This window comes from Ammoniphilus resinae, assembly GCF_017873965.1.
GTDB classification, from domain to species: domain Bacteria; phylum Bacillota; class Bacilli; order Aneurinibacillales; family RAOX-1; genus Ammoniphilus_A; species Ammoniphilus_A resinae.
On the sequence record NZ_JAGGKT010000001.1, the window covers coordinates 542,877 to 566,233 of the forward strand.

Sequence of the window (23,357 nt, forward strand, 5' to 3'; positions counted from 1 at the left end):
AGCTAGGGGTATTCCCTTAGTTGAAATCATTTCGACAAAATTCGAAATAGATTTAATTCTACACTTCCGGAAGGAATCAGACTTATTTCGTAGAATAACTTTGGAGGAAGTAGGTAGACCGGCTTGGTGATCTATATTGATGCAGATGCAAGCCCTGTGAAATCCGCTGTTATAGAGGAAGCAGCAGTATTTCAATTGAAATCTGTCTTTGTTTTTTCCTTTGCTAATCACCTTACTCTCGAGGGGGAATGGGTGGAGACGGTCATGGTTGACAGAGCATTTCAATCTGCAGATCTCTATATTGTAAATCATGCCAAACCGGGAGATCTTGTGATCACGGATGATTATGGCCTAGCGGGACTTATTCTTGGAAAGGGTTGCTTTGCCATTAGTTCACGGGGGAAAGAATACACCAATGAGAATATTGATGCCATGCTGTCCATGCGCCATCTTGCCCAAAAAGCCCGTTTGGCAGGAAGAAGGACGAAGGGACCAAAAGCAATGTCCTCTGAACATGAATATTTCTTTAGAAATGCCCTTCGGAATATCCTTCAAAGAGTACTTTAGAACTAATAAATTTAGAAAGGAAAGTTTGATTATATTTTAGTGAAAAGCAGGATATTGTTGAGATTTGACGAATTTCTTTTAAAAATGGTGGCTGGGAGATATGAAAGATGGCAACTAAAATTCCTGAGGAGGTTATTGACCAGATCAGGAGCTCCTTTAACATCGTAGATTTTATCGGACAATATGTTCATCTAAGGAAAAGTGGCCGAAGTTATATGGGCCTGTGCCCTTTTCATTCGGAAAAGTCACCTTCCTTCTCAGTCCTTGAAGATAAACAAATTTTTCACTGTTTTGGCTGCGGAGAAGGGGGAAACCTGATCTCTTTTGTAATGAAAATAGAAGGTCTGACCTTCCCGGAGGCAATGCTGTTTCTAGCAGAAAAGTCAGGGATTGCTCTGCCAAACCAATATCATGAAGTGCAGCCTACAACGGAAGAATCCAGTGAAAAACAAACAATTTTTAAGGCATACAGCCTTGCAGCTAAACTATACCAGCATATTTTATTCCAAACAGATTATGGTGATCCTGCTAGGGAATACATGAAACGTCGGGGAATAAGCTCAGAGACTGCGGAAGTGTTTGAATTGGGATTTGCGCCTGATAGTTGGGATTTTGTTACTCAATTTTACGAAAAAAGAGGATTTAATTTAGCGCTTATGCATAAGGCTGGGATCTTGGCACAACGAGATTTTGACCGTAAGTACTTCGATTTGTTCCGCAATCGTTTGATCTTTCCTATCGCAGACAGTCAAGGGAAAATAATCGCGTTTGGGGGAAGGATTTTAAATGATGCACAGCCTAAATATTTAAACAGCCCTGAACATCCATTTTTCAATAAAAGCCGCATCTTATTTAATTTGCACCGTGCCAAAAACGAAATCCGTCGAAAACGCCAAGTGATTTTGTTTGAAGGATATATGGATGTTATTGCAGCATGGGAGGCGGGTGTGCGAAATGGAGTCGCTTCATTAGGCACATCTTTCACCGAGGAACAAGCCAAAATTATCAAGCGGAATGCTGACCAAGTTGTGATTTGTTATGATTCAGATTCACCGGGCATTGAAGCTGCTATGAAAGCAGCATATATCTTACAAGCTGCTGAGTGTCAGGTTCGAGTTGTTCGTTTTGAAGATGGCTTGGATCCTGATGAATATATAAAAAAATACGGCAAGGATAAATTTATTGCCACATTGAATCAATCTTTAACGGTTACTTCCTTTAAAATGGAATACTTGCGAAAGCGTCACGATGTTTCGGATGAACAGGAACGATTGGTGTTTATCCATGAAATGCTGAAACAGATTTCGTCGTTACGTAGTGCCGTTGAAAGAGATCACTATCTTAGATTGCTGGCGGAAGAATTTCATTATTCTCTCGAAGCACTGAAAGAAGAGCAAAGGAAACTGTTCTACCAGCAAAAAAAGGCCGAGAAAGGGGATAAACTCCCTCGTAAATGGAATAATAGTATAGATAATGGTAGACATGTGCCCCATAAAACATTACTTCCGGCGCATTATAATGCAGAAAAAAAATTAATTATCCTAATGATGCATAATGCAGACTGGGCGGAAGAAATTAAGGGTAAAATTGGTGGTAATTTCAATGTTGATGAATTTGCAGCCTTAGCAGCATACCTTTATCATTTTTATGCCATAGGGAATGTTGCTGATCCTAGTAAGTTTATTTCGGAATTAGATGACGAAAAGCTAATCCAAAAGGCATCAGAATTGGCTATGGAGGAAGTTCCGGACGACCTTACTTCTCGAGCACTGGCTGATTACATACAACAGGTACTAAATTATCCAATCTTAATAGAAATTGAAAGGCTCAAAACAGAGCAAAAAAATTTAGAAAAGCAAGGTGACAGTCTGGAAGCGGCGAAAATTGGCATTGAAATTCTGCAGTTAAGGAAGTTAGTGAAGAAATCGTGACCAGATTTTCATATAGATAGGCCACAATCCGGATGCAAAGGAAGGAGGGAATGCCATGGCAAAAAAAATAGAAAACAAGCCAGGTGCAATTACCGAAATGGAGCAAGGTCAAACTAATGAGCTTACGCTCGAACAAGTTAAGGATCAACTCGTTGAACAAGGGAAAAAACGTGGTGTTCTCACATATAAGGAAATAATGGAACGTCTGTCCACCTTCGAGCAGGATTCTGATCAAATTGATGAATTTTTTGAGTATCTTTCCGACCAACACATTGAAGTTCTCAATGAAACGGATGAGGAAGATCAGGAAGAAGAAGATGCACCAGAAGATGAAGATGAAAACGAAGAGTTTGATTTCGATGATTTGAGTGTTCCACCGGGAATAAAGATTAATGACCCCGTTAGAATGTACTTAAAGGAAATTGGACGGGTTCCACTTCTCTCTGCTGATGAAGAGATTGAATTAGCATTAAGAATTGAGAACGGTGATGAAGAAGCCAAAAGGCGATTAGCTGAGGCGAACTTGCGTCTTGTTGTGAGTATCGCAAAACGCTATGTAGGTCGTGGAATGCTTTTCTTGGATCTAATTCAAGAAGGAAATATGGGATTAATCAAAGCCGTTGAAAAATTTGACTACAAAAAGGGTTTTAAGTTCAGTACTTATGCAACTTGGTGGATTCGCCAAGCGATTACTCGTGCGATTGCTGACCAAGCGAGGACTATTCGTATCCCAGTGCATATGGTGGAGACAATTAATAAATTGATTCGTATTTCACGGCAATTGCTTCAAGAACTAGGGCGCGAACCCACTCCTGAGGAAATTGCAGAGAAGATGGATCTTACGCCTGAGAAGGTAAGGGAAATTCTAAAGATTGCACAAGAACCTGTTTCCCTTGAAACACCGATAGGTGAAGAAGATGATTCCCATCTCGGAGATTTCATCGAAGACCAGGAAGCCCTTGCACCTTCCGATGCTGCCGCCTACGAGCTTTTGAAGGAGCAGTTGGAGGATGTATTAGATACGTTAACGGATCGGGAAGAAAATGTCCTTCGTTTGCGTTTTGGGCTTGATGACGGCCGAACACGTACCCTTGAAGAAGTTGGAAAGGTCTTTGGTGTGACCCGTGAAAGGATTCGTCAAATCGAGGCCAAAGCCTTAAGAAAGCTACGCCATCCAAGTAGAAGCAAACGACTTAAAGATTTTCTCGAATAAGCATGATAGGCCCTCATTCCTTTTTAGGATTGGGGGTTTTTGTATTTGTTTTTCATTTTAGCCATTTTAAATCAACAATGCAAATAGGGAGAAATGGGAAAATAAGGTTGTCTTCGGCATGTAGGTATTTTCTTCCCAATATAATAAAGAGAGGGGGGAGCTTAGATGGATTTTGGCTTAACTGCTGAACAGAAGATGATTCGGGATATGGTACGGGAATTTGCCGAGGGGAAAGTGGCTCCAGGGGCGGATCGAAGAGATGAAACAGGTGAATTTCCTCTTGAAATAATAAAAGAGATGGCAAAATTGGGATTAATGGGTTTACCTTTTGAAGAGAAATTTGCGGGTGGCGGAGCAGATATGATTAGCTTCGCTATTGTTGTCGAAGAATTAAGCCGGGTTTGCGCCTCTACCGGAATCACGTACTCTGCGCATATATCCTTAGGTGCAGCACCTTTTCATCTTTTTGGTACAAAGGTGCAAAAACAGGAGTATTTAATTCCATTGTGCAAGGGTGAATCTTTAGGAGCCTTTGGTTTAACCGAACCGAATGCCGGTTCAGACGCTGGCGGGACGCAAACAACGGCAACCCTAACCAAAGAGGGGTGGGTCATTAACGGAACCAAATGTTTTATTACGAATGCCAGCTATGCTAAATTTTTAGTATTGACTGCGGTCACGGATAAAACTAAGAGCACCAATGGCATCACCGCATTTATTGTTCCTACAGACATGAAGGGATTAACGATAAACGCCGGGTATAAAAAGATGGGTCTTCATGCATCCAATACTACTGAGCTTTTCCTGGATCAAGTGGTTGTTCCAAAAGAAAACGTATTGGGAAAAGAGGGGGCGGGATTTAAGCAGTTTCTGTCTATTCTTGATGGAGGTCGGATTGGAATTGGGGCAATGGCCGTTGGAATTGCCCAAGGCGCATATGAAAAGGCCTTACAGTATGCAAAAGAACGGAGACAATTCGGCAAGACACTCTCTTCCTTTCAAGCTATTCAATTTAAACTAGCTGATATGGCGATGCAGATAGAGATAGCGAGAACCATGGTTTATAAAGCGGCCTGGTTAAAAGATCAAGGGGTAAAGTTTACAAAGGAAGCTTCTATTGCTAAACTGTTTGCCACGGAAATGTGCATGAGAGTCTGTGATCAGGCGATTCAGATTCACGGTGGTTATGGATATATGAGAGAATATCAGGTCGAGCGGTTTCTCCGTGATGCGAAGTTGCTGGAAATCGGCGAAGGGACTTCGGAAATTCAAAGGATGGTAATTGCAAGGGAAATTGGGTGTTGAGCATCAAGGACATTTGTCCGGATTTTTAAGGGGCTTTGTTCTTGAGAGCCTTTCTCGAAGAATTTCCTGCCTTTTTTATCCCCACTACTTTCAAGGTTTTGCTCTTTTCCCCAAATAAGGTAAAATAAAACGTAATATGAAAACTTCAGGTGGTCTTATGCTTATAATATCAGAACGACTAAAAACGATAGCGGATTATGTGAAAGAAGGAAGCATTGTTGCAGACATCGGATCGGACCATGCTTTTCTTCCCACCTTTCTTGTACAAACTGGCAAGGTGGTCAGAGCGATTGCGGGTGAGGTTAATGAAGGCCCATGGAAATCTGCGCAAAATCAGGTGAAGGCCGCAGGGCTCAGTGATAAAATTGATGTTCGATTAGGAAATGGACTGGCTGTCTTACAAGACCATGACCAAGTGGACACTATCTGTATTGCAGGGATGGGGGGGACCTTAATCAGCAGCATCCTGGAAGAGGGGAAACAATCTTTGCAAGATGTTGGTCATCTAATCCTTCAGCCGAACGTTGCAGAAAAAAATGTGCGTGAATGGCTTTACCATAATGGGTGGGAATTGAAAGACGAAACAATCCTTGAAGAAGATGGTATTATTTACGAGATTTTATATGCCGAATGTGGACAACCCAATTCGCCATACCAACAAGGTCTATGGACGTTAGAGCAGTGGTTCGAGATTGGCCCTTTTTTGTGGAAACAAGGTTCCGAAGTCTTAAGGGAAAAATGGATGAATGAAAAACAGAAAGCGACCCACGTCCTGCGCAATTTGGAGAGAGCCAAATCAGAAGAAGCAGTGACCAAACGTGAAGAAATAAACAAACGGATAAAGTGGATCGAGGAGGTTATAAGATGTATGCCAACGGGCAAACCATAATTCAATATTTTGAAGAGTTTTCGCCTAAGCGCTTAGCAATGGAAGGGGATAAGATCGGCCTACAGGTTGGAACTCTTAATAAGGAAATCAAGAAAGTGATGGTTACTCTTGACGTTCTGGAAAATGTGGTAGATGAGGCGATAGAACAGGGTGTAGACCTTATTATTGCACACCATGCGGTAATTTTTCGACCGTTAAAAAATTTAAGGACAGATGTGCCTGCTGGCAGGCTTTACGAGAAATTAATCAAACATGATATCGCCGTGTACATCGCACACACCAATTTGGATGTGGCTGTGGGCGGCATCAATGACTTAATGGCTAATGCATTGGAATTGCAAAATACGGAACCTTTAGAGGTATTATCTACAGAGAAATTAAAGAAGATTGTAGTTTTTGTCCCTCAGACACATAATCAGGAAGTGTTTGACGCCATGGCCAAGGCAGGCGCTGGATGGATTGGAAATTATAGTCATTGCAGCTTCCGGCAAGAAGGTACCGGAACTTTTATGCCACGTGAAAATACCGATCCCTTTATTGGCTCACAAGGAAAATTGGAACAGGTAGAAGAAATACGCATTGAGACGATTGTAACAGAAGGGATCCAAAATCGCGTAGTTAAAGCGATGATCAAAGCACACCCATATGAAGAGGTAGCCTATGATATTTATCCTTTGGAGCAGCCCAGCGTCTCCTATGGTTTAGGACGGATCGGGCATCTGCCTGCAGAAGTGAGCCTACGTGAATTCGCGGAAAAAGTGAAAACAGCATTCGAGGTAAAAGGGGTAAGAGTAGTCGGGGACATGTCGTCCCGGGTTAAAAAAGTGGCTGTCCTTGGTGGTGACGGAAACAGTTTCATTTCCAAAGCGATTCTTAAAGGAGCAGATGTATTTGTAACAGGGGATGTTTATTACCATATGGCACACGATGCTATGGCAAGCGGGATGTCTATGGTGGACCCGGGACATAATGCCGAAAAGATAATGAAAAAAGCAGTTCAACAGCTACTTGAAGAACGACTGAAAAAGGATCATTATCAAACTGACGTGATTCTGTCGGTGGTGAATACGGATCCATTTACCTTCTTGGTATAGGAGAAAGAAAGGGAGTTCCAACAAAACCATGAATGAAACACAAATAATCTCCAATGTACTGGAACAATTGAAAAAGAGACTGGATTCAAATATTTGGGTTATTGAAAAAAAGGAAGAACAAATCCAAATCAAACAAAAGGAAAAGACTCACGCCGGGTTGTCCTTATCTATTCCCGTTATCCTTTCAAAAATAGGGCGGGAAAAGCCGCTTGAGACGATGGAAGAGTTTCTTTCCCGGGTCGAAATGATGGCCAATGCAAGTTTACAGGAAATATCGTTAAAAGGAAATGAAGATCGAATCTATCCAGTTATCCGCAGTAGATCACATCCGACGGACAAACAGGGGACTTCTCTTTTGCATAAATATCATACCGCCGAATCGACGATTTTCTATGCCTTTGATTTAGGGAATACGTATCGATTAATTGATCAGCAGATGATTGATCAATCACAGTTGACCGAGGAAAAGGTTGAACAAATGGCGATTGCTAATCTAAAGAAACTAGATACGTCTTATAAAGAGGATATAGTTGGTGACAATACTTTTTACTTTTTCAGTCAAACCGATGGATATGCGGCAAGCCGCGTGCTCAATGATGAACTATTGTCTTTTATGAGAAGAAAGGTGCAGCATGACATGGGGGTAGCGATTCCTCACCAGGATGTTCTCATCATTGCAGATCTTAAGAATGAGATCGGTTTTAAAGTCTTTTCCAGATTAAATATGGATTTTTGCATGAAAGGGAATATTCCCATTTCCCCGCTGCCTTTTTTGTATACAGAAAAACAGGAACTCGAGCCGATTATGATCTTATCTAATCCTGGGGCAGAACCACATATCGTAAGAAAAGACAGGGAAGAATAATCTAACTCAAAAAAATGCAAAAAGGTGAAAGGCATGATTCAACGGAAGATCCGGTTACTTGATGCCGAAGTCCATTATGAGTATTGTAAAAAAGAGGGGGAAAAGGAATCTTGTTATACCCTCGTTCTCATTCACGGATTTCTTGCCTCATCCTTTAGTTTTCGTAAACTGATCCCCTTTCTAAAAGGAAAGTATGACATTTACACGATAGATCTGGTCGGTTTCGGGGAAAGTGAAAAAACAGCCAGCTTCAAGTATTCCTACCGTAATTATGCATCTTTGGTCCTTGAATTTACAAAACAGCTCGGCTTAAAAAATGTCATTCTCATTGGCCATTCGATGGGGGGACAAATTTCTTTGTACACAGCTTTAATTGCTCCAAATAAAATTAAAGGGCTAGTTTTGATTGCCTGTTCGGGCTACTTAAAAAAATCCAATAGTTGGGCTGTGTTATTATCGAAATTTCCTTTTTCACGGTCCTTTATCCGTTTATGGATAAAGAAACATAAAGTGCTCGACGTATTAAGGACCACACTTTATGACACGGCCTGTATTGATGAAGAGATGATTCGTGCCTATTCAAAACCAATCGAGGACAAGAATTTCTGTCACACCCTATTAGGTCTGTTGCGTGATCGGGAAGGCGATTTGGAGACAAAGGATTTGCATAAGATCACCCATCCTGTTTTGCTACTCTGGGGAGATGAGGATCAGATTATCCCGTTAAAAACCGGAGTCCATCTTCGTCAGGATCTACCAAACTCGACGCTGGTCAGTATCCCAGAAGCAGGTCATCAGGTGATGGAGGAAAAGCCGGAGCAAGTTTATGCCGCGTTTCAACAGTGGCTGGCTACAACAGATTTTTAAGCCCTAAAGGACAACTATATGGTTTGCCAAAGAAGGGGCTAACGACGTAGTACACAAACCTACTAAAAAGAGGGAGGAATTTTTTATGTCCATTGTTTTTTCTACATATCCATCTTGAACAAGTTGCCGCAAAGCCAAGTCTTGGCTTGATGAACATCAAATCGCTTACGAAGAGCGGCGTTATATGAAAGACCACTTTTCTTTGGAGGAACTAAAAGAGCTGATCAAAAAGACGCCACTCGAGCAAATTCTAAATAAAAAAGGTGTTGTTTATAAGGCGCGTAGAGAGGAGCTAGAAGGCCTGTCTGAAGAGGAATTATTAAATGAAATGGCAAAGGAACCGAAATTAATCCGCCGCCCCTTGATTATTACAGAAGATCAAGTAATTGCTGGGTACGATGAGAACAAATATAAGGATGCACTATAATGAAAGGAAGGAGCATGCTAATTTCTTGAATATCTCAGCACTGCTCCTTTTTTGTTTGCCGAAAGTTTTATTCACCAACCATGTTCAATTAAAATAATATAAGGTACAGCATAAAAATGCACAGAATTTCTGCCTTTATACCCTGAATTTTCTCCTCAGCACAAAACTGAAATTGCAAATTTATTCCCTCTCTCATCTTTTGTTTTGTTTAGAAACAATGTTTATGGATTATTTAATCGGTTTTTGCATATCCTTTTATAAGGGGAGTATTATATTAAAAAGGAGGTCATTGATAAGATGCCTGATTTTTGTGTAAGCTGTGGCGCTGAGCTTGCTTTGATGGAAAGAAACCGAAGCGAGTGTTGGGATTGTCAGGATAAAATATCGGTGACCTATTCGGACGATGTTTTAGGGGAAAGCGATTTCGACGCAATCGAGTGAGGTTGTGAAGGAAAAAGCAGTCCTGTTGAAGGGCTGCTTTTTCTGTTTTCTTCAATTGCCGGGCGGACTATTTCGTATGCTGCTGTAAGAAATGGATAGTGTAATTTATAGCCTGTTCTAGAAAAGGAGTGGTACCTTTAAAAGGATGGACCGCACCAAAGGTGTGATTTGCCCCATCGATTTGGACGAATACTTGATTGGGAGCTGTTCGCTCCATTTGGTGGAACCCTTCTATTAAACGGGAAGCATCTTCTGCCCCTTGAATAAATAAAGCGGGTACCTGTAAATGTTGAAGATGCGACAAAATATCAAAGCGCTCCTTATTTTGCTTGATATCTTCCAAAACAATGGAACGGATTGGCATCTGCTGTTTCGTGCGTTTATTTTCTATAAAACCGATCCCGGCTTTTTTGATCTGCTGTTTTAGTGATTGATCAAAGATATCTACTTGGGAAATCCCATTCCAAGAAATGACCCCTTTAATTTGTGAAGATTCTGCTGCAAATAAAATGCTATCGCCGCCCCCACGACTGTGCCCTAAAAGGAAGATTTGCGAAAGATCCATATGCTCAGTAAAAGGAAGTTCAGTAGTTGTAGTTAGTGTGTTTAGTAGCGCCTGCAAATCCGCCTGTTCACGTGAATATGTGTTAATTGAGAACTTCTCCAATTCATCAAAGTCTGTATTGTTAACACCACTACAGGAAAAATTAAATCGGATGACAGCAAACCCTTTTTCCGCTAATACATTTGAAGTATGGGGGAAAAAGCCCCAGTCCTTAAATCCTTTAAAGCCATGACAAAGAATGACTACTGGTTTTTTATCTCCTCCGACAGCAACCTCTACATCCCCGCGAATAAACAAGTTTTCTTCTAAAGGAATAATAAAACTATTATGTAATACATTTGACTGTGACAATATAAAGCACCTCCATTGCAATGAAATTACTATAAAGATGATTCTCCCAGCACTTATATTGTACACTGAATTAGTTACTTGCCCCAGTAAAATTAAGAGGATGGTTGCATTTTTGTTGATTTTATGGTAAATTATCTAATGAAGTTAATTCCTCAGTAGCTCAATGGTGGAGCAACCGGCTGTTAACCGGTAGGCTGGCGGTTCGAGTCCGTCCTGAGGAGCCATATGATCGCGGGGTGGAGCAGTTGGTAGCTCGTCGGGCTCATAACCCGAAGGTCGCAGGTTCAAGTCCTGTCCCCGCAACCAAAATGTGCTTGCGCACTACGTCGAACCAGCTTACTTTCGCAAGCAATAGAGTGGTCCTCGAAGAGGGCAACCAAAATGTGCTTGCGCACTACGCCGAATCAGCTTACTTTCGCAAGCAACCCATATTTATACGGGACGTGGCGCAGACTGGTAGCGCGCACCCTTGGGGTGGGTGAGGTCGCAGGTTCAAATCCTGTCGTTCCGACCATTACATATTAAACTAATGAACTCTCGTTGTTGCGGCGGGGGTTTTTTATTTGTATAAAAATCGACGACTAATCACTTTGTTTTTTCTCTATAAATAATAATGGCAATAATCATGGGTATAAGCATAGTTAAACCGATGGTTAAAGTAGGGATAGGTAAATATCTGGAAAAAATGGTTGCTATTTCTCCAAGGAAACCTGCTATAACAAACAGAATAGCAGATTTTTTATTTCCATGTGGTTTCCCGTGATAATAGGAATCCCAAACGACGTAGACATAAAAGCCAGGATAGAACATAGCAAAATCATGTTGAAGGACTTCAAGTGCTTGGTGATGGAAGCCATTAAAATCTAAATGAATAGCCTCGTTTATTTTGCCAAAAGAATTATCGAAGTGTTCAATTAACATGAATACAACACCTTTGACAACTTGCCCGTTATACATTTGTCCAACACCAGGCATGAGTATGGAAAAGAAAGCAGCTATTTCCCTCATATGGACCTCGTATAGTTTTAATTGTCTTTAGGATTTACTATTTTTCATAAAAAAACCTTAGTTACGGGATGATTATTGTCAGGCTGGCGAAACGAAGGGAGCCTGTCGATTCATTATAAATGAAAAAGGTTTTTGGCAGAAAATTATAGACTCTCTGGTATGAAGGACAAAAACTAGGTCGGAAAACCATTCATTGGGGGAAAGGTCACGGGAAATAGGGTTTATGAGACAGGTTGGGTCCAAAAACATCGGAGCCTGTCGTGAATCCGAGGTTTATGAGACAAGTTGGGCTCAAAAACATCGGAGCCTGTCACGAATCCGAGGTTTATGAGACAGGTTGGGCCCAAAAACATCGGAGCCTGTCGCGAATCCGAGGTTTATGAGACAGGTTGGGCCCAAAAACATCGGAGCCTGTCACGAATCCGAGGTTTATGAGACAGGGTGTGACCAAGAACACAAGAGCCTGTCGAGAATCCAGGTTTTATGTTTTTGGGCAAATAGGAATAGGATACCCAGAATCCGGCAACCGCCAAAAAAAGGTGCATTTCCTTGAGGTGGATAGCGGATAACCTTGATCCGCTTGGTTTAATTATTCCGATCCGATGGACCTACAAAATCATTGAAAGCTTCATCCAATAATCGTTCTCTGTTCGGATCTTCATTTACATCTGAATCTACTTCCATTTTCTTTCCTAATACTCCGTATACGTCATCCTGGTTAAAGCGATTTCCTTGCGGATGCTTTGTATCCTGCTTTTTTCTTGACATTTCAAATCCTCCTTTTTAATACGTTTTCACGTTTAACAAGTTTTATACTGATCTAGACACCCTTCGCTCACAAACATCCAAAATTGGACACCTATCACAAAGCGGATTTGCTTTACAATGATCTTTTGCATGTTGGACAAGAAGTGCGTGGTATTCGTTATACAACGTCAGATCCTCTGGTAATTCTTTTTCGATCTGCTTTCGAAATGAATCATAGGCATTAGGCAGATCAAACCCCAGCCGATAAAAGATTCTTCTTGCATATGCGTCAACTACAAAAATTGGTGTGTCAAGGGCATAAAGCAATATGACATCGGCCGTTTCCCTTCCTATTCCATGAATGTCCAACAGCTCTAAGCGCAATAGGTGTTTATCCACTTTCTTGACCAATGCAATATCGTAATTATAGGTTTTAAACCATGTCAAAAAAGATTTGATCCGCTTAGCCTTTAACTTATAAAAGCCGCTAGGTCTAATTAACCCAGCAAGCTTCTCAATAGGTAATTGATCGATCTCTTCCGGATGCATGAACTCGCTTAAATTGTTAAGGGCCTTTTCTACATTGTTCCAGTTGGTATTTTGAACTAGAATGGCTCCAATCATCATCTCAAAGGGGGATTCAGCAGGCCACCAGTTTTGTGGACCATAATGATTAAATAATATGTTGTAAATGAATTGGTAGTCCTTTTTCATTTTTTAAACTCCACTTCATCCAAGTATACCTACTGGTTTAACGCTGAAATAAAAGATGGAAAATGGGTAATCGTCGCAGCGAATTCTTAAACGTCTTACTATCCGTAAAAGAATATCAATTGTACAGGGTTATTTAAGCTGGGGATGAAGGGCAAGACAGGGGCTACCTGCTTGCCCTAATATGGTTAATTCGTTCCGTTTCGGATTCAGAATAGGTTTTATTTAGAGGATTTACTCATCCCTGTCCTTTTTCCTCTACCTATTATAGAAAAATACGATCTATCTCATTAATCTCTTCTTCACTTAAATGAACGTCCAAAGTCTTTAAATTATTTAGCACCTGTTCAGCCCGCTTTGCACCCGGGATGATTGCATCGATTGCATCTCTTGTCAAATACCAAGCTAGAACTACATGCGAAACCTCGGCTCCTTTTGCAACGGCGATTTGACGCAGCTTGTTTACCTTTTGCAGGTTTTGTTCGTATGCCTCTCCTTTAAAGAATTTTGATTTCGCACGTGACTCGCTTATTACTGTATCCTTATGATATTTTCCAGTTAACAATCCTGATGCTAGTGGGAAATAAGGAACAAAGGAAATTCGATGTTCTCTGACATAAGGGAAAAGAGTATTTTCCACCGTTCGGTTCAGTAAGTTGTACTCGCCTTGATAAACATCCACATATCCATCTTGGTTTGCGTCCTTTAATTGTTCTATGGAAAAGTTGGAAACACCGATCGCCCGAATTTTTCCTTCATCTTTTAACTGCTTTAAAGCGCCAACTGCTTCCGCTTTTGGAGTCTCTTGATCTGGAAAGTGGATATATAATAAATCAATATAATCAGTCTGCAGTCTTTTCAAACATTTCTCCGCTTCTTCGCGTAAAAAGGACGGGGAGTTATCATGTACAATACTGTTGTCCACAAATTTTGGAGATACCTTCGTTGCGATGATAATTTCCGAACGGTTTCCGCTTTCTTTTACCACTTCGCCAATCAGTTCCTCCGAACGTCCGGGACCGTACATAAAAGCTGTATCAATGAAGTTGATGCCATGTTCAATCGCTGTACGAACTAATTGTCTTCCTGCTTCTTCATCTAAATCGGGATGTATGTTGTGCCCGCCCACTGCGTTAGTCCCTAACCCAATAGGATTGACATATAACTCTGATTTTCCTAGTTGTACCCGTTTTGCCATGTGAAAAAACCCTCTTTCTATGTAATAAATTGTTTGTTACCTTTTTCCAGCCTGTCTGACATTATTCACGCATATATTGGCTGATCTGTCAAGGAGATCAGGAGAAGGCTTTCATTGGTGTGAAGGACAAATTTCGGTCGAAAAGCAATCAAAAAGTCCTTCATCGGATGATAAGGGACTTTTCTCTAATTGGATGAACACAATAAGTTATCGCCAACTATATTTATACTTCGAATCTTCAAGGTATTGCGCCTGTTTTACAACCTTCAAGGGGCGGAAGGTATCGATCATTACTGCTAGTTCTTTTGTTTCTTTTTTACCAAGGCTAGCTTCCACTGTTCCCGGATGGGGACCGTGGGGTATTCCCGATGGATGAAGGGTGACTGACTCTTCCCCAATCCCTTTGCGACTCATGAAGTTACCTTCTACATAATAGAGGACCTCATCACTGTTTACATTGCTGTGATAATAGGGTGTGGGAACGGCCTCGGGATGATAGTCAAACAGACGCGGTACAAAGGAGCAGACCACAAAGTTATGAGCCTCGAAAGTCTGATGGATTGGGGGCGGCATGTGAATCCTCCCAGTAATCGGTTCAAAATCGCCAATATTAAAGATATAGGGAAAAATGTAACCGTCCCACCCTACCACATCTAAGGGATGATACGGGTAGGTGTGCGAATGGAGATAGCCTCTAGACTTGGTTCTCACTTCGTATTCACCAACCTCGGAATGGGTTTCCAATACTTCTGGCGCTTTTAGATCCCGTTCACAAAACGGGCTATGTTCGAGCAATTGTCCATGTTGATTGCGATAGCGATTCGGTGTAGTGATCCAGCTTGTGCTTTCGATGACCAAAAACTTTGATCTGCCAGCATCAGGTAAAACACGATAAATCGTTCCGATCGGGATCACAACGTAATCGCCAGGTTGGTAGGTTAGTGTTCCGAAAAGTGTCTCGATTCTACCCGTTCCATGGTGGACGAAAAGCAGCTCATCCCCGTCACCATTTCGATAGAAGTAATCCATTTTCTCTGTTGGATTGACGACACCGATCACTACGTCTTCATTTCCAAGCAAGTACTGTCTCCCAGCTATGGCATCGGAGGTATCCGTGTATTTTCCTGTAAGTAGATGGCGATGACAAAGGTCGGCCTGTTCTTCGTACTCAATTCGGCAATCGGCGAACAACTCGGATTTCATCATTTGAGTCGGTGGATGATGGTGATACAGGATGGATTGCATCCCGGAAAATCCTTTGGTCCCCATTACCTGTTCGCGGTAGAGAGACCCATCGGGCTTGCGAAAAATCGTATGTCTCTTTTTAGGGATTTCCCCCATTTGTCGATAAAATGGCATCGTATTGTAGCCCCCTTTCTAGATTATTTCATTGCTGGTAGTACGCGGCCGCTGACTTCACCAAATCCAACCCGATATCCGTCCCCTTGGCACCATCCAGTGATTGTTAACTGATCCCCATCTTCCAACCAGACCCGTTGCTGCCCATTAGGCAGGCGAAGCGGTTCAGCACCACGCCAAGTTAATTCCATCAAGCAACCGCGGGATTCCTTTTCAGGCCCACTAATTGTTCCCGATGCCAATAAGTCGCCGGGACGAAGGTTGCAACCACCGACTGTATGGTGGGCGATTTGTTGGGCCATGCTCCAATAGAGGTAGCGGAAATTGCTGGTGCATATTCTTTCTCTAGCATTCATTCCATCGCCTTCAAGACAGACTTCCAAGTTAATGTCGAATGAGGCAGAAGCGGATTGCTGAAGATAGGGAAGAGGCTCAGGATTTTGGTTAGGTCCCTTCACTCGGAAGGGTTCCAAGGCATCAAGCGGTACAACCCAAGGAGAGATCGAGGTCGCGAAGCTTTTCGAGAGAAAGGGTCCCAGTGGTTGATATTCCCAGGCCTGAATATCGCGGGCACTCCAATCATTGACAAGCACTAACCCGAAAATATGGTCTTCAGCATGTTCAATGGAAATGGGTTCCCCCTGGTTATTTCCGGGTCCAATCAACCATCCTATTTCCAATTCATAATCAAGCTGCTGACAGGGGCCAAAGATGGGTTCGCTTATTGTTGGTGGCTTTGTTTGCCCTGTCGGCCTACGCACATCCGTCCCGCTTACCACAATAGAACTGGCGCGACCGTGATATCCCACGGGTAAATGTGTCCAGTTAGGCATCAATGCATTATCTTTTCCACGAAACATTGCCCCTACGTTTGACGCATGGTCTTTGGAAGCGTAGAAATCGGTATAATCTCCAATTCTCGCAGGAAGCAGTATCTCTACCTCTTTTTGTTTAAAGAAGGCGGCAGCGCGAAGTTCTGGGTGATCCCGCAGAGTGGGCTCCTCTATCCAGAGCAAATGCTGAAGCTGTTTCCGTACCTCTTGCCACACTGGTCTACCTAAGGCCATAAACGAATTCAAGGAAGGCTGATGAAAAATCCTTTTTCCTGCAACCGAAGTTAAATGAAAATGTCCGGCATCATCCAAGATAGATAGATCTAGTACATATTCCCCGATAGCAACGCCAATCCGCGGAGACCCGCCGCGAAGTGGCCGGAATACACCGTAAGGAAGATTTTGAATAGGGAAGTGGGATTCAGGTTTTACCTCGATAAAGGAATGCAACATTGTTTATCCTCCCTGTCTTTATAGTATCTTGAGCGCCCGAAGGTCTTCTCGTGGTTCGTCGAAGCTGCAGCTTCCGTACGATCGAAACATCGTTTTACGGAGTCTCTCGATGTCTGGAACGGAGATGGCCAAATCTCTCCAAGTCAATCCATCATCTGTAAAGTTAAAATGAACAGGATTCTCATCCTTAAGAATCTGTGCTGTATCATTAACATCCAGGTTATGTCTGCATGCCAGCATCCCAGCTGCAAAGACATTCACAAATCCATGCATTTGGGTGGCGACCTCATCACGGTACATACGAATGGAATGGTGTAGCCCTGCAGTAAATTTCATTGGAATTCCTCGGTCACGGCAGCTGATAAGGGCTGTTGCCACCTGAAACGGAGACGGAAAAGCGTTTGCCGTTACACCACCTGTCCGCAGTTTGAATCCAAAAAACAATCCTTTCGGATCATGATATTCGCCAATCTGGTCCAATATTTCGTGTAAATGTTGTTCCCAGTGATCATCCATTGGTAAAGTCATTTCGCAAAAGGTGTGAAGACGAAGCTTTCCCGTCTTCACACGAATGATCTCAAGCAGCCCTCGATCAGGAACGATAGCAGGCAAAGGGAGTTCGAGGGTATTTATCTTTAACGAATCTCCGTATCTGTCGGTCATTGAAAAAATTTGTTCCAGGTCAGTCTTTAAAACTTCTAAATAAGCCCATTTCTCCTCACTTTTTTTTCCTAAGACTGTGCAATGTAGGGGGAAATTCGAATGAAACAAGGATAGATAGTTTTCGAGTTCTTTCAGCCTGGTGGCAGGTAAGATGAACTGCCCAATCATCCAGGAATCTTGGCTGGAAAGGTAAGAGGCATAGTTATGAATGGCTGGTTCGAGAGTTAGGCTGGCAGGAGGGAAGAGACCGGCATAATCAACGATCTGGTTCATGAAGGCGTGGATTGCGGATGTCATGTTACAAATTTCCTCTTCTTGCCTGTTCTCTTTCAATGGATTCAAACAGTGCTTTGAAGTTACCTTCCCCAAAACCGCGAGCACCCTTTCGCTGGATAATCTCAATGAATAAGGTCGGTCGATCGACAATTGGTTTGGTGAAGATTTGCAGTAGATACCCTTCATCATCGCGGTCTACAAGGATTTTAAGTTCACGAAGTTTTTGTATATCTTCATCGATTTGCCCCACCCGATTAGCGAGCATGTCATAGTAGCTGTCAGGGGTATCGAGAAAATCAATGCCATTCGCATGGAGAGATTTCACTGTGGAAATAATATCGTTGGTTAAGAGGGCCAAATGCTGGACACCCGCACCATTATAATACTCCAGATACTCCTGGATTTGCGATTTCCGCTTCCCTTCGGCCGGTTCGTTGATTGGGAATTTGATCCTTCCACCATTCGTCATCACCTTGGACATCAATGCTGAATATTCCGTGGTAATGTCTTTATCTGTGAAGTGGGTCATCTGCTTAAATCCCATTACGTTTTCGTAATAGGCCACCCATTCCTCCATCTTTTCTACATTCCCGACCACATGGTCAATCCCGATTAACCCTGTATCCTGATAAGGGATAGCGAATTCCGCTGGATGGTAACCAGGAACAAACAGGCCTTTATAATCTTTTCGTTCCACTAAGGTATGGATGGTATCACCGTAGGTTCCGATCACTGCTGTTCTGAGAGTTCCATCCTGATCAGTATAGGTCTTTGGCTCTTGAATAGGGATTGCTCCCCGAGTGACGCTTTCCTTGTAAGCCTTCTCAACATCTTCTACGCGAAGGGCAATATCCTTTACCCCATCCCCATGTTTTTTTACAAATTCAGCAATCGGATGATCGGCAGAAAGCGAACCAGAGACAACAAATCGCATTTTCCTCTGTTCCAATACGTAGGAAACCCGATCCCGCTGCCCCGTTTCCAAACCGGAATAGGCCACCAGTTTAAAACCGAATCCTTTGCAAAGATAATGCGCTGTCTGCTTTGCATTTCCTACATAGAATTGGATGTAATCCACATCCTGCACAGGGAAAAATTCCCCTTCATGTTGTTGTTTTCTCATACTCGTAACCTCCTGAAATAAAAGTTAATAGTGTGATAATGTATACACTGATTAATCAGATTGCCACTGTATGAAAGATCATTATGAATATTATAAAACTTACGCCAAATACATGCAAAAACATGTGCTAATGCAAAAACGAAGAATCGCTGTACTGCGATTAAGTTTGAAATTTCGGGTATGTATATATTTAAAAAATTTAGCATTGTAACCCAAGTTGGTTTAGGAGGTGGGAGTATTGAAAAGTGTGGTTAAGTTTTGTACGGCAAACGATTTTGATGAGTTAGAACTGGTGAAGAAAAAGCTTCAGTTCCATTTTCCAATTCTGGAGGAAGACTGTTTAGGAAATTGCGGGCAGTGTTATCTCGAGGGCTTTGTTCTTTACGAGGGGGAATTTATAGCGGTTACTACATTTGAAAAACTATTGGACCGATTAAGGGGGAACGGGTGAAAACGCTCCCCTGTTTAAAAAAAAGACATTGGTAAAAAATAGGGTAATAATATCACCCTGGTTGAGGAGTTAAAATATGTTCTTTTGGAGAAGAAAGAATAAACGCGAAAATACAGGAAACATCGATGTTCCCCAACAATTCTTGGAAAAGCATAAAAACGAAAAGATAAACAAAAATCTTGAGGACACATTAGTCATTCTTCAACAGTTACTTGGGGCCAACGATGATATAGTGGTCCGGCGGTTTCGGGTGTTCAAAGAATTTTCAGCGGCAATGGTCTATTGTTCAAGCTTGGTAGATCATACGCAGATTAATATGGATGTATTAAAGCCTTTAATGAGTACGTCTTATAGAGATGAAACTTGGAATTCCAATCGCTTACAGGAGATAATCCTAGAAGAGACGCTCTATCATAGTGATTTACGACTAGAGAGTGATTTGTCAAAAATTGTCCGATCCATTCTTAGTGGCGGAACCCTTGTTTTTATTGATGGAATGAATGATGGTTTTGTCGTGGGGACAAGAAAAGTTGACAAACGTGCGATTAATCAACCTGGAACTGAGCAGGTAATTCGTGGACCACGTGAAGGATTCATTGAACAGTTAGGGACGAATATTTCATTGCTAAGGTATCGTCTTCCAACTGCAGACCTGCGGGTTAAGACAATGGAGGTAGGTAGAGTAACCAAATCAAAGGTGGCCATTTGTTATCTTGAAGGAATCGCCAGTCCTGATTTAGTGGAGGAAGTTAAAGATCGAATTTCGGCCATAGATATAGACGTGGTCCTTGATGTGGGCTATTTGGAGCAATTTATTGAAGACAACCATATGTCGCCATTCCCCCAAATCCAGAATACGGAAAGGCCAGACAAGACGGTTGCCCAATTAGCTGAGGGCAGAGTGGCAATTTTATCTGACGGTTCTCCTTTTGCTTTAATCGTGCCAACGGTATTCCATCAATTTTATCAAACACCTGAAGACTATGCGCAAAGATTTCTGATGGCGAGCGCGATTCGACTAATACGTTTAGTCTCCCTATTTTTTTCCCTGATTGCTTCATCGCTCTATGTCGCCATTATTTCCTTTAACCCTGAGTTAATTCCAACCCAATTTGCCGTTGCAGTAGCCGGGGGAAGGGCTGGTGTTCCTTTTCCAGCTGTCGTCGAAGTATTTGTGATGGAAGTATCTATGGAAATCTTACGTGAAGCCACCGTCCGCCTGCCCCAACAGGTTGGGGGTGCACTATCCATTGTAGGAGTGCTCGTCATTGGACAGGCTGCTGTTTCTGCAGGGTTTGTCAGCCCTATTACGGTAGTGGTCATCGCCCTAACAACGATTGGCTCCTTTGCTACACCTGCCTATAACGCAGCAATGGCATTGCGCCTCTTGCGTTTTCCGATTATTTTTTTGGCGGGGGTTTTTGGTCTGTATGGAGTCATGGTTGGGATAATTCTTATCATTAATCACATGCTTTCTCTACGTTCTTTCGGTGTCCCTTACATGAGTCCAGTCGTTCCAGGAAACTATCAAGGAATGAAGGATATCGTGATGCGTGCTCCGCTTTGGTGGATGAAGAAGCGGCCGGCTTCCTTGCATACAGCAAATCGGGAACGGATAGGGGACGCTGTGATAGAGAAATTAAAGCAGCCACCAAGTAATACGCTAAATCCGATTAATGTTGGAAATCGTAAGGAGGATCCCCCGGATGGAGACACCACGTGAGATTACGGTACTACAGGCAGCAATCATACTTATTAGCACGATTATCGGCGTAGGTGTCTTGGCCCTGCCTCGAATTGCTGTTCTTGCCGGGGATACAGGTGCACCGCTTATTACTTTGTTAGGTATTCTCCTTGCTTTTTTTGGATTGGTGATGATTACGTTACTCGGCATGCGATTTCCCAGCCAATCCCTGATCCGCTATAGTGAAGTCATATTGGGTAAGCCGATTGCACGTTTTGGAAGTATCGTTATTATTGTTTTTTTTGCTGTACTAACCGCTTTAACTTCCCGTGAATTCGGAGAAGTCGTCATAACCTCTGTATTGCGGCGAACCCCTTTAGAAGTCACTGTCATTGTGATGTTGCTGTTAGCTGTCATTACAACACGCAATGATATTACGACATTTGCTTATATCCATCATTTTTATTCGCCGCTTATTCTGACCCCAGTCATCCTGATTGTCATTCTTTCTTTGAAAAACGCAGAAGTGGTCAGGTTGCTGCCCATATGGGGGAATGAACCAAATGGGATGTTTCTAGGGGTACTCACAGTGGCAGCATTATTTCAGGGTTTTTTTATTTTGACGATGATTATTCCTGCCATGCGCCGTCCTGATCGGGCAATGACCGCAAGTATCTGGGGGATGGCGATTGCCGGTGGACTATATTTAATCATTGTTATAGCGACCCTCGCTGTGTTTGGCGCCGAGGAAGTCAAGCTTTTACTGTGGCCAACACTTGAATTAGCCAAGACAACGTCATTGCCTGCAAATATATTAGAAAGGCTGGATGCAGCTTTTCTTGCTGTTTGGGTTACCGCAGTGTTTACCACCTTATTTTCTAGTTATTTTTTAATGATTCATGCTGCTACCGAGCTTTTTCAGTTACGAAACCATCGGATGTTTTCCCTTTTTTTTCTGCCGTTTGTTTTTATTATAGCGATGTTGCCAGACAATGTTTTAGAGATGTACAAATTAATTGAAATTGTTGGCCGTTTTGGACTCCTCATCACAGTTGTCTATCCTACAATTTTATGGATGGTTGCATTGATTCGTAAGAAAAGGGGGAAGAGTCATGCAGCTCGGAAGAATCGTTAAGGTTTTGAGCTGGGTATTCCTCGTTATTCCCTTTTTAACTGGCTGCTGGGATCGCCTAGAAATTGAAGAAAGAGCCGTCGTACTTGCGATTGCCATAGACGAGGTGAAACCGGAGGCTGCTAAAGAGGAAAGGGATGTAAGCCATCTTAGTGGAGAGGTTCCGCAATCACAAAAAAGAATGCTTCGTCTTACGGTTCAGATTGCAGTGCCGGGCCGCATTCCTTTGGGACCAGCTCAAGGTGGAGGAGCATCGGGTGAAAAACCCGTTTGGATCTTAGATGTTGTCGGCCACACGGTGGAGGATGCTATCTATAATCTGCAGCAAGAAGTGGCTGATCGATTGTTTCTGGGGCATTTGCGCGTGATTGTTGTAAATGAAAAGGTGGCAAGAAAGGGATTGCAAAATATGAACGATGCCTTTCGACGAAATCCAGAAATAAGAAGAGCGGCCTGGATGGTCATCTCTAAGGGAGAGGCAGCAGATATTATTAAACTTAATCCAGAATTAGAACGTGTTCCTGCACTTTACCTGCTTACTGTTTTAGATGGAGCGGTCAAGCAAGGCAAGATGCCTAATGCCTTTCTCGGCGTGTTTTGGTCAGCACTTACCAGTAAAGGTCAGGAGGCGTATCTCCCATATGTGGAGATCCAAGAACAGAAGTCAATTCTCCTTGCCGGATTGGCTTATTTTAGAGGGGATAAAATGGTAGGGACGACAACACCATTGGAAATTGGTCATTTCATGGCAATGAAAGGAATCAACCCCGGAGGTTATTCCGCTCTATCAGACGTTCCAGGTGAGTCTGGAGCAGTACTTTTCATTTCCTCTGACCGTACCGCAAAAATAGAAGTGGAAATTAAAAACGGCCTTCCCCATGCGAAAGTGAAGGTTCATATAGAAGGAGATTTGGCGGAAAAAAGCAATGCCCAATTCAATTTGAAGGACCCTAAGACGATTGCTAAGATTGAAAAAAGAATTGGCACAAAGGCTGGGAAAGCCTTTGAAGAATTAATACACAAAACCCAAAAGCAGGGCTCAGACATTTTGGGCATAGGAGAGATCGTTCGTGGGAAGCATTCCGCCTACTGGAACCAGTCCATAAAAACGATGGATAAATGGCAGGAAACGTATAAAGAGATTCCAGTTAGAGCCGAGGTAACTATTAGTATACGCCGGGTTGGAATGAAAGCTGAATGATCC

Annotated in this window: 22 protein-coding genes, 3 tRNA genes and 1 pseudogene; 17 read left to right on the forward strand and 9 right to left on the reverse strand. The window is 42.5% G+C overall.

Features of this window, described 5'->3' with window-relative positions; genetic code table 11:
- Positions 1 to 126: 126 nt before the first annotated feature.
- From J2Z37_RS02595 to J2Z37_RS02640, 10 genes and pseudogenes are all read left to right on the forward strand, one after another.
- Positions 127 to 567, forward strand: coding sequence for a YaiI/YqxD family protein (locus J2Z37_RS02595; protein ID WP_342453769.1), 441 nt, complete (start codon positions 127 to 129; stop codon positions 565 to 567).
- A 107-nt stretch (positions 568 to 674) separates the two neighbouring features.
- On the forward strand, positions 675 to 2,498 hold the full coding sequence (gene dnaG, locus J2Z37_RS02600) for a DNA primase (RefSeq protein ID WP_209808589.1): 1,824 nt from the start codon (positions 675 to 677) through the stop codon (positions 2,496 to 2,498).
- Positions 2,499 to 2,595: 97 nt separating this feature from the next.
- The gene (gene rpoD / locus J2Z37_RS02605) at positions 2,596 to 3,711 is read left to right on the forward strand and encodes an RNA polymerase sigma factor RpoD (protein ID WP_209808908.1); all 1,116 of its coding nucleotides are present in this window, start codon (positions 2,596 to 2,598) and stop codon (positions 3,709 to 3,711) included.
- A 165-nt stretch (positions 3,712 to 3,876) separates the two neighbouring features.
- A complete protein-coding gene (locus J2Z37_RS02610; RefSeq protein WP_209808591.1) occupies positions 3,877 to 5,016 on the forward strand; it encodes an acyl-CoA dehydrogenase family protein in 1,140 nt (379 codons plus the stop codon).
- Between the two features lie 157 nt (positions 5,017 to 5,173).
- Positions 5,174 to 5,905, forward strand: a complete 732-nt coding sequence (locus tag J2Z37_RS02615; protein ID WP_245203491.1) for a tRNA (adenine(22)-N(1))-methyltransferase — start codon at positions 5,174 to 5,176, stop codon at positions 5,903 to 5,905.
- Positions 5,881 to 6,999: a Nif3-like dinuclear metal center hexameric protein gene (locus J2Z37_RS02620; protein WP_209808595.1), complete on the forward strand. Its 1,119-nt coding sequence runs from the start codon at positions 5,881 to 5,883 to the stop codon at positions 6,997 to 6,999. The genes J2Z37_RS02615 and J2Z37_RS02620 overlap by 25 nt, the downstream gene beginning before the upstream one ends.
- Positions 7,000 to 7,027: 28 nt before the next feature.
- Positions 7,028 to 7,864, forward strand: a complete 837-nt coding sequence (locus tag J2Z37_RS02625) for a DUF1444 family protein (protein ID WP_209808597.1) — start codon at positions 7,028 to 7,030, stop codon at positions 7,862 to 7,864.
- 33 nt (positions 7,865 to 7,897) lie between these two features.
- Complete coding sequence (locus J2Z37_RS02630; protein WP_209808599.1) at positions 7,898 to 8,731, forward strand: alpha/beta fold hydrolase; 834 nt, start codon at positions 7,898 to 7,900, stop codon at positions 8,729 to 8,731.
- Between the two features lie 130 nt (positions 8,732 to 8,861).
- A pseudogene (locus tag J2Z37_RS02635) lies at positions 8,862 to 9,158 on the forward strand (arsenate reductase family protein); the annotation flags it as partial.
- A gap of 297 nt (positions 9,159 to 9,455) precedes the next feature.
- Entirely contained in the window at positions 9,456 to 9,599 is a 144-nt protein-coding gene (locus tag J2Z37_RS02640) for a hypothetical protein (protein ID WP_209808601.1), read from the forward strand.
- Between the two features lie 67 nt (positions 9,600 to 9,666).
- Here J2Z37_RS02640 and J2Z37_RS02645 read toward each other — a convergent pair whose 3' ends face one another.
- A complete protein-coding gene (locus tag J2Z37_RS02645) occupies positions 9,667 to 10,515 on the reverse strand; it encodes an alpha/beta hydrolase family protein (protein ID WP_245203492.1) in 849 nt (282 codons plus the stop codon).
- A gap of 149 nt (positions 10,516 to 10,664) precedes the next feature.
- Between J2Z37_RS02645 and J2Z37_RS02650 the strand changes: the two genes are divergently transcribed.
- From J2Z37_RS02650 to J2Z37_RS02660, 3 genes are all read left to right on the forward strand, one after another.
- A tRNA-Asn gene (locus tag J2Z37_RS02650) sits at positions 10,665 to 10,739 on the forward strand.
- A gap of 6 nt (positions 10,740 to 10,745) precedes the next feature.
- A tRNA-Met gene (locus J2Z37_RS02655) sits at positions 10,746 to 10,821 on the forward strand.
- Positions 10,822 to 10,952: 131 nt separating this feature from the next.
- Positions 10,953 to 11,029 (forward strand) — tRNA-Pro (locus J2Z37_RS02660).
- A gap of 71 nt (positions 11,030 to 11,100) precedes the next feature.
- Here the strand turns inward: J2Z37_RS02660 and J2Z37_RS02665 are convergent.
- From J2Z37_RS02665 to hppD, 8 genes are all read right to left on the reverse strand, one after another.
- Positions 11,101 to 11,490, reverse strand: a complete 390-nt coding sequence (locus tag J2Z37_RS02665) for a hypothetical protein (protein WP_245203493.1) — start codon at positions 11,488 to 11,490, stop codon at positions 11,101 to 11,103.
- 618 nt (positions 11,491 to 12,108) lie between these two features.
- A complete protein-coding gene (locus J2Z37_RS02670) occupies positions 12,109 to 12,291 on the reverse strand; it encodes a hypothetical protein (protein WP_209808605.1) in 183 nt (60 codons plus the stop codon).
- Positions 12,292 to 12,333: 42 nt separating this feature from the next.
- A complete protein-coding gene (locus J2Z37_RS02675) occupies positions 12,334 to 12,984 on the reverse strand; it encodes an endonuclease III domain-containing protein (protein WP_209808607.1) in 651 nt (216 codons plus the stop codon).
- Positions 12,985 to 13,246: 262 nt separating this feature from the next.
- On the reverse strand, positions 13,247 to 14,179 hold the full coding sequence (locus tag J2Z37_RS02680) for an aldo/keto reductase (RefSeq protein WP_209808609.1): 933 nt from the start codon (positions 14,177 to 14,179) through the stop codon (positions 13,247 to 13,249).
- A 207-nt stretch (positions 14,180 to 14,386) separates the two neighbouring features.
- Positions 14,387 to 15,538, reverse strand: coding sequence for a homogentisate 1,2-dioxygenase (locus tag J2Z37_RS02685; protein WP_209808610.1), 1,152 nt, complete (start codon positions 15,536 to 15,538; stop codon positions 14,387 to 14,389).
- 23 nt (positions 15,539 to 15,561) lie between these two features.
- Positions 15,562 to 16,824, reverse strand: coding sequence for a fumarylacetoacetase (fahA, locus tag J2Z37_RS02690; RefSeq protein ID WP_209808612.1), 1,263 nt, complete (start codon positions 16,822 to 16,824; stop codon positions 15,562 to 15,564).
- An 18-nt stretch (positions 16,825 to 16,842) separates the two neighbouring features.
- Positions 16,843 to 17,784, reverse strand: a complete 942-nt coding sequence (locus J2Z37_RS02695) for a hypothetical protein (RefSeq protein ID WP_209808614.1) — start codon at positions 17,782 to 17,784, stop codon at positions 16,843 to 16,845.
- A gap of 1 nt (position 17,785) precedes the next feature.
- The gene (gene hppD, locus J2Z37_RS02700; protein ID WP_209808616.1) at positions 17,786 to 18,886 is read right to left on the reverse strand and encodes a 4-hydroxyphenylpyruvate dioxygenase; all 1,101 of its coding nucleotides are present in this window, start codon (positions 18,884 to 18,886) and stop codon (positions 17,786 to 17,788) included.
- 247 nt (positions 18,887 to 19,133) lie between these two features.
- Between hppD and J2Z37_RS02705 the strand changes: the two genes are divergently transcribed.
- From J2Z37_RS02705 to J2Z37_RS02720, 4 genes are all read left to right on the forward strand, one after another.
- On the forward strand, positions 19,134 to 19,337 hold the full coding sequence (locus tag J2Z37_RS02705; protein WP_342453778.1) for a DUF1450 domain-containing protein: 204 nt from the start codon (positions 19,134 to 19,136) through the stop codon (positions 19,335 to 19,337).
- A gap of 76 nt (positions 19,338 to 19,413) precedes the next feature.
- Complete coding sequence (locus J2Z37_RS02710) at positions 19,414 to 21,060, forward strand: spore germination protein (RefSeq protein ID WP_209808620.1); 1,647 nt, start codon at positions 19,414 to 19,416, stop codon at positions 21,058 to 21,060.
- Complete coding sequence (locus tag J2Z37_RS02715; RefSeq protein WP_209808622.1) at positions 21,044 to 22,156, forward strand: GerAB/ArcD/ProY family transporter; 1,113 nt, start codon at positions 21,044 to 21,046, stop codon at positions 22,154 to 22,156. The genes J2Z37_RS02710 and J2Z37_RS02715 overlap by 17 nt, the downstream gene beginning before the upstream one ends.
- Positions 22,134 to 23,354: a Ger(x)C family spore germination protein gene (locus tag J2Z37_RS02720; RefSeq protein WP_209808624.1), complete on the forward strand. Its 1,221-nt coding sequence runs from the start codon at positions 22,134 to 22,136 to the stop codon at positions 23,352 to 23,354. Before J2Z37_RS02715 ends, J2Z37_RS02720 begins: the two co-directional genes overlap by 23 nt.
- Positions 23,355 to 23,357 lie beyond the last annotated feature (3 nt).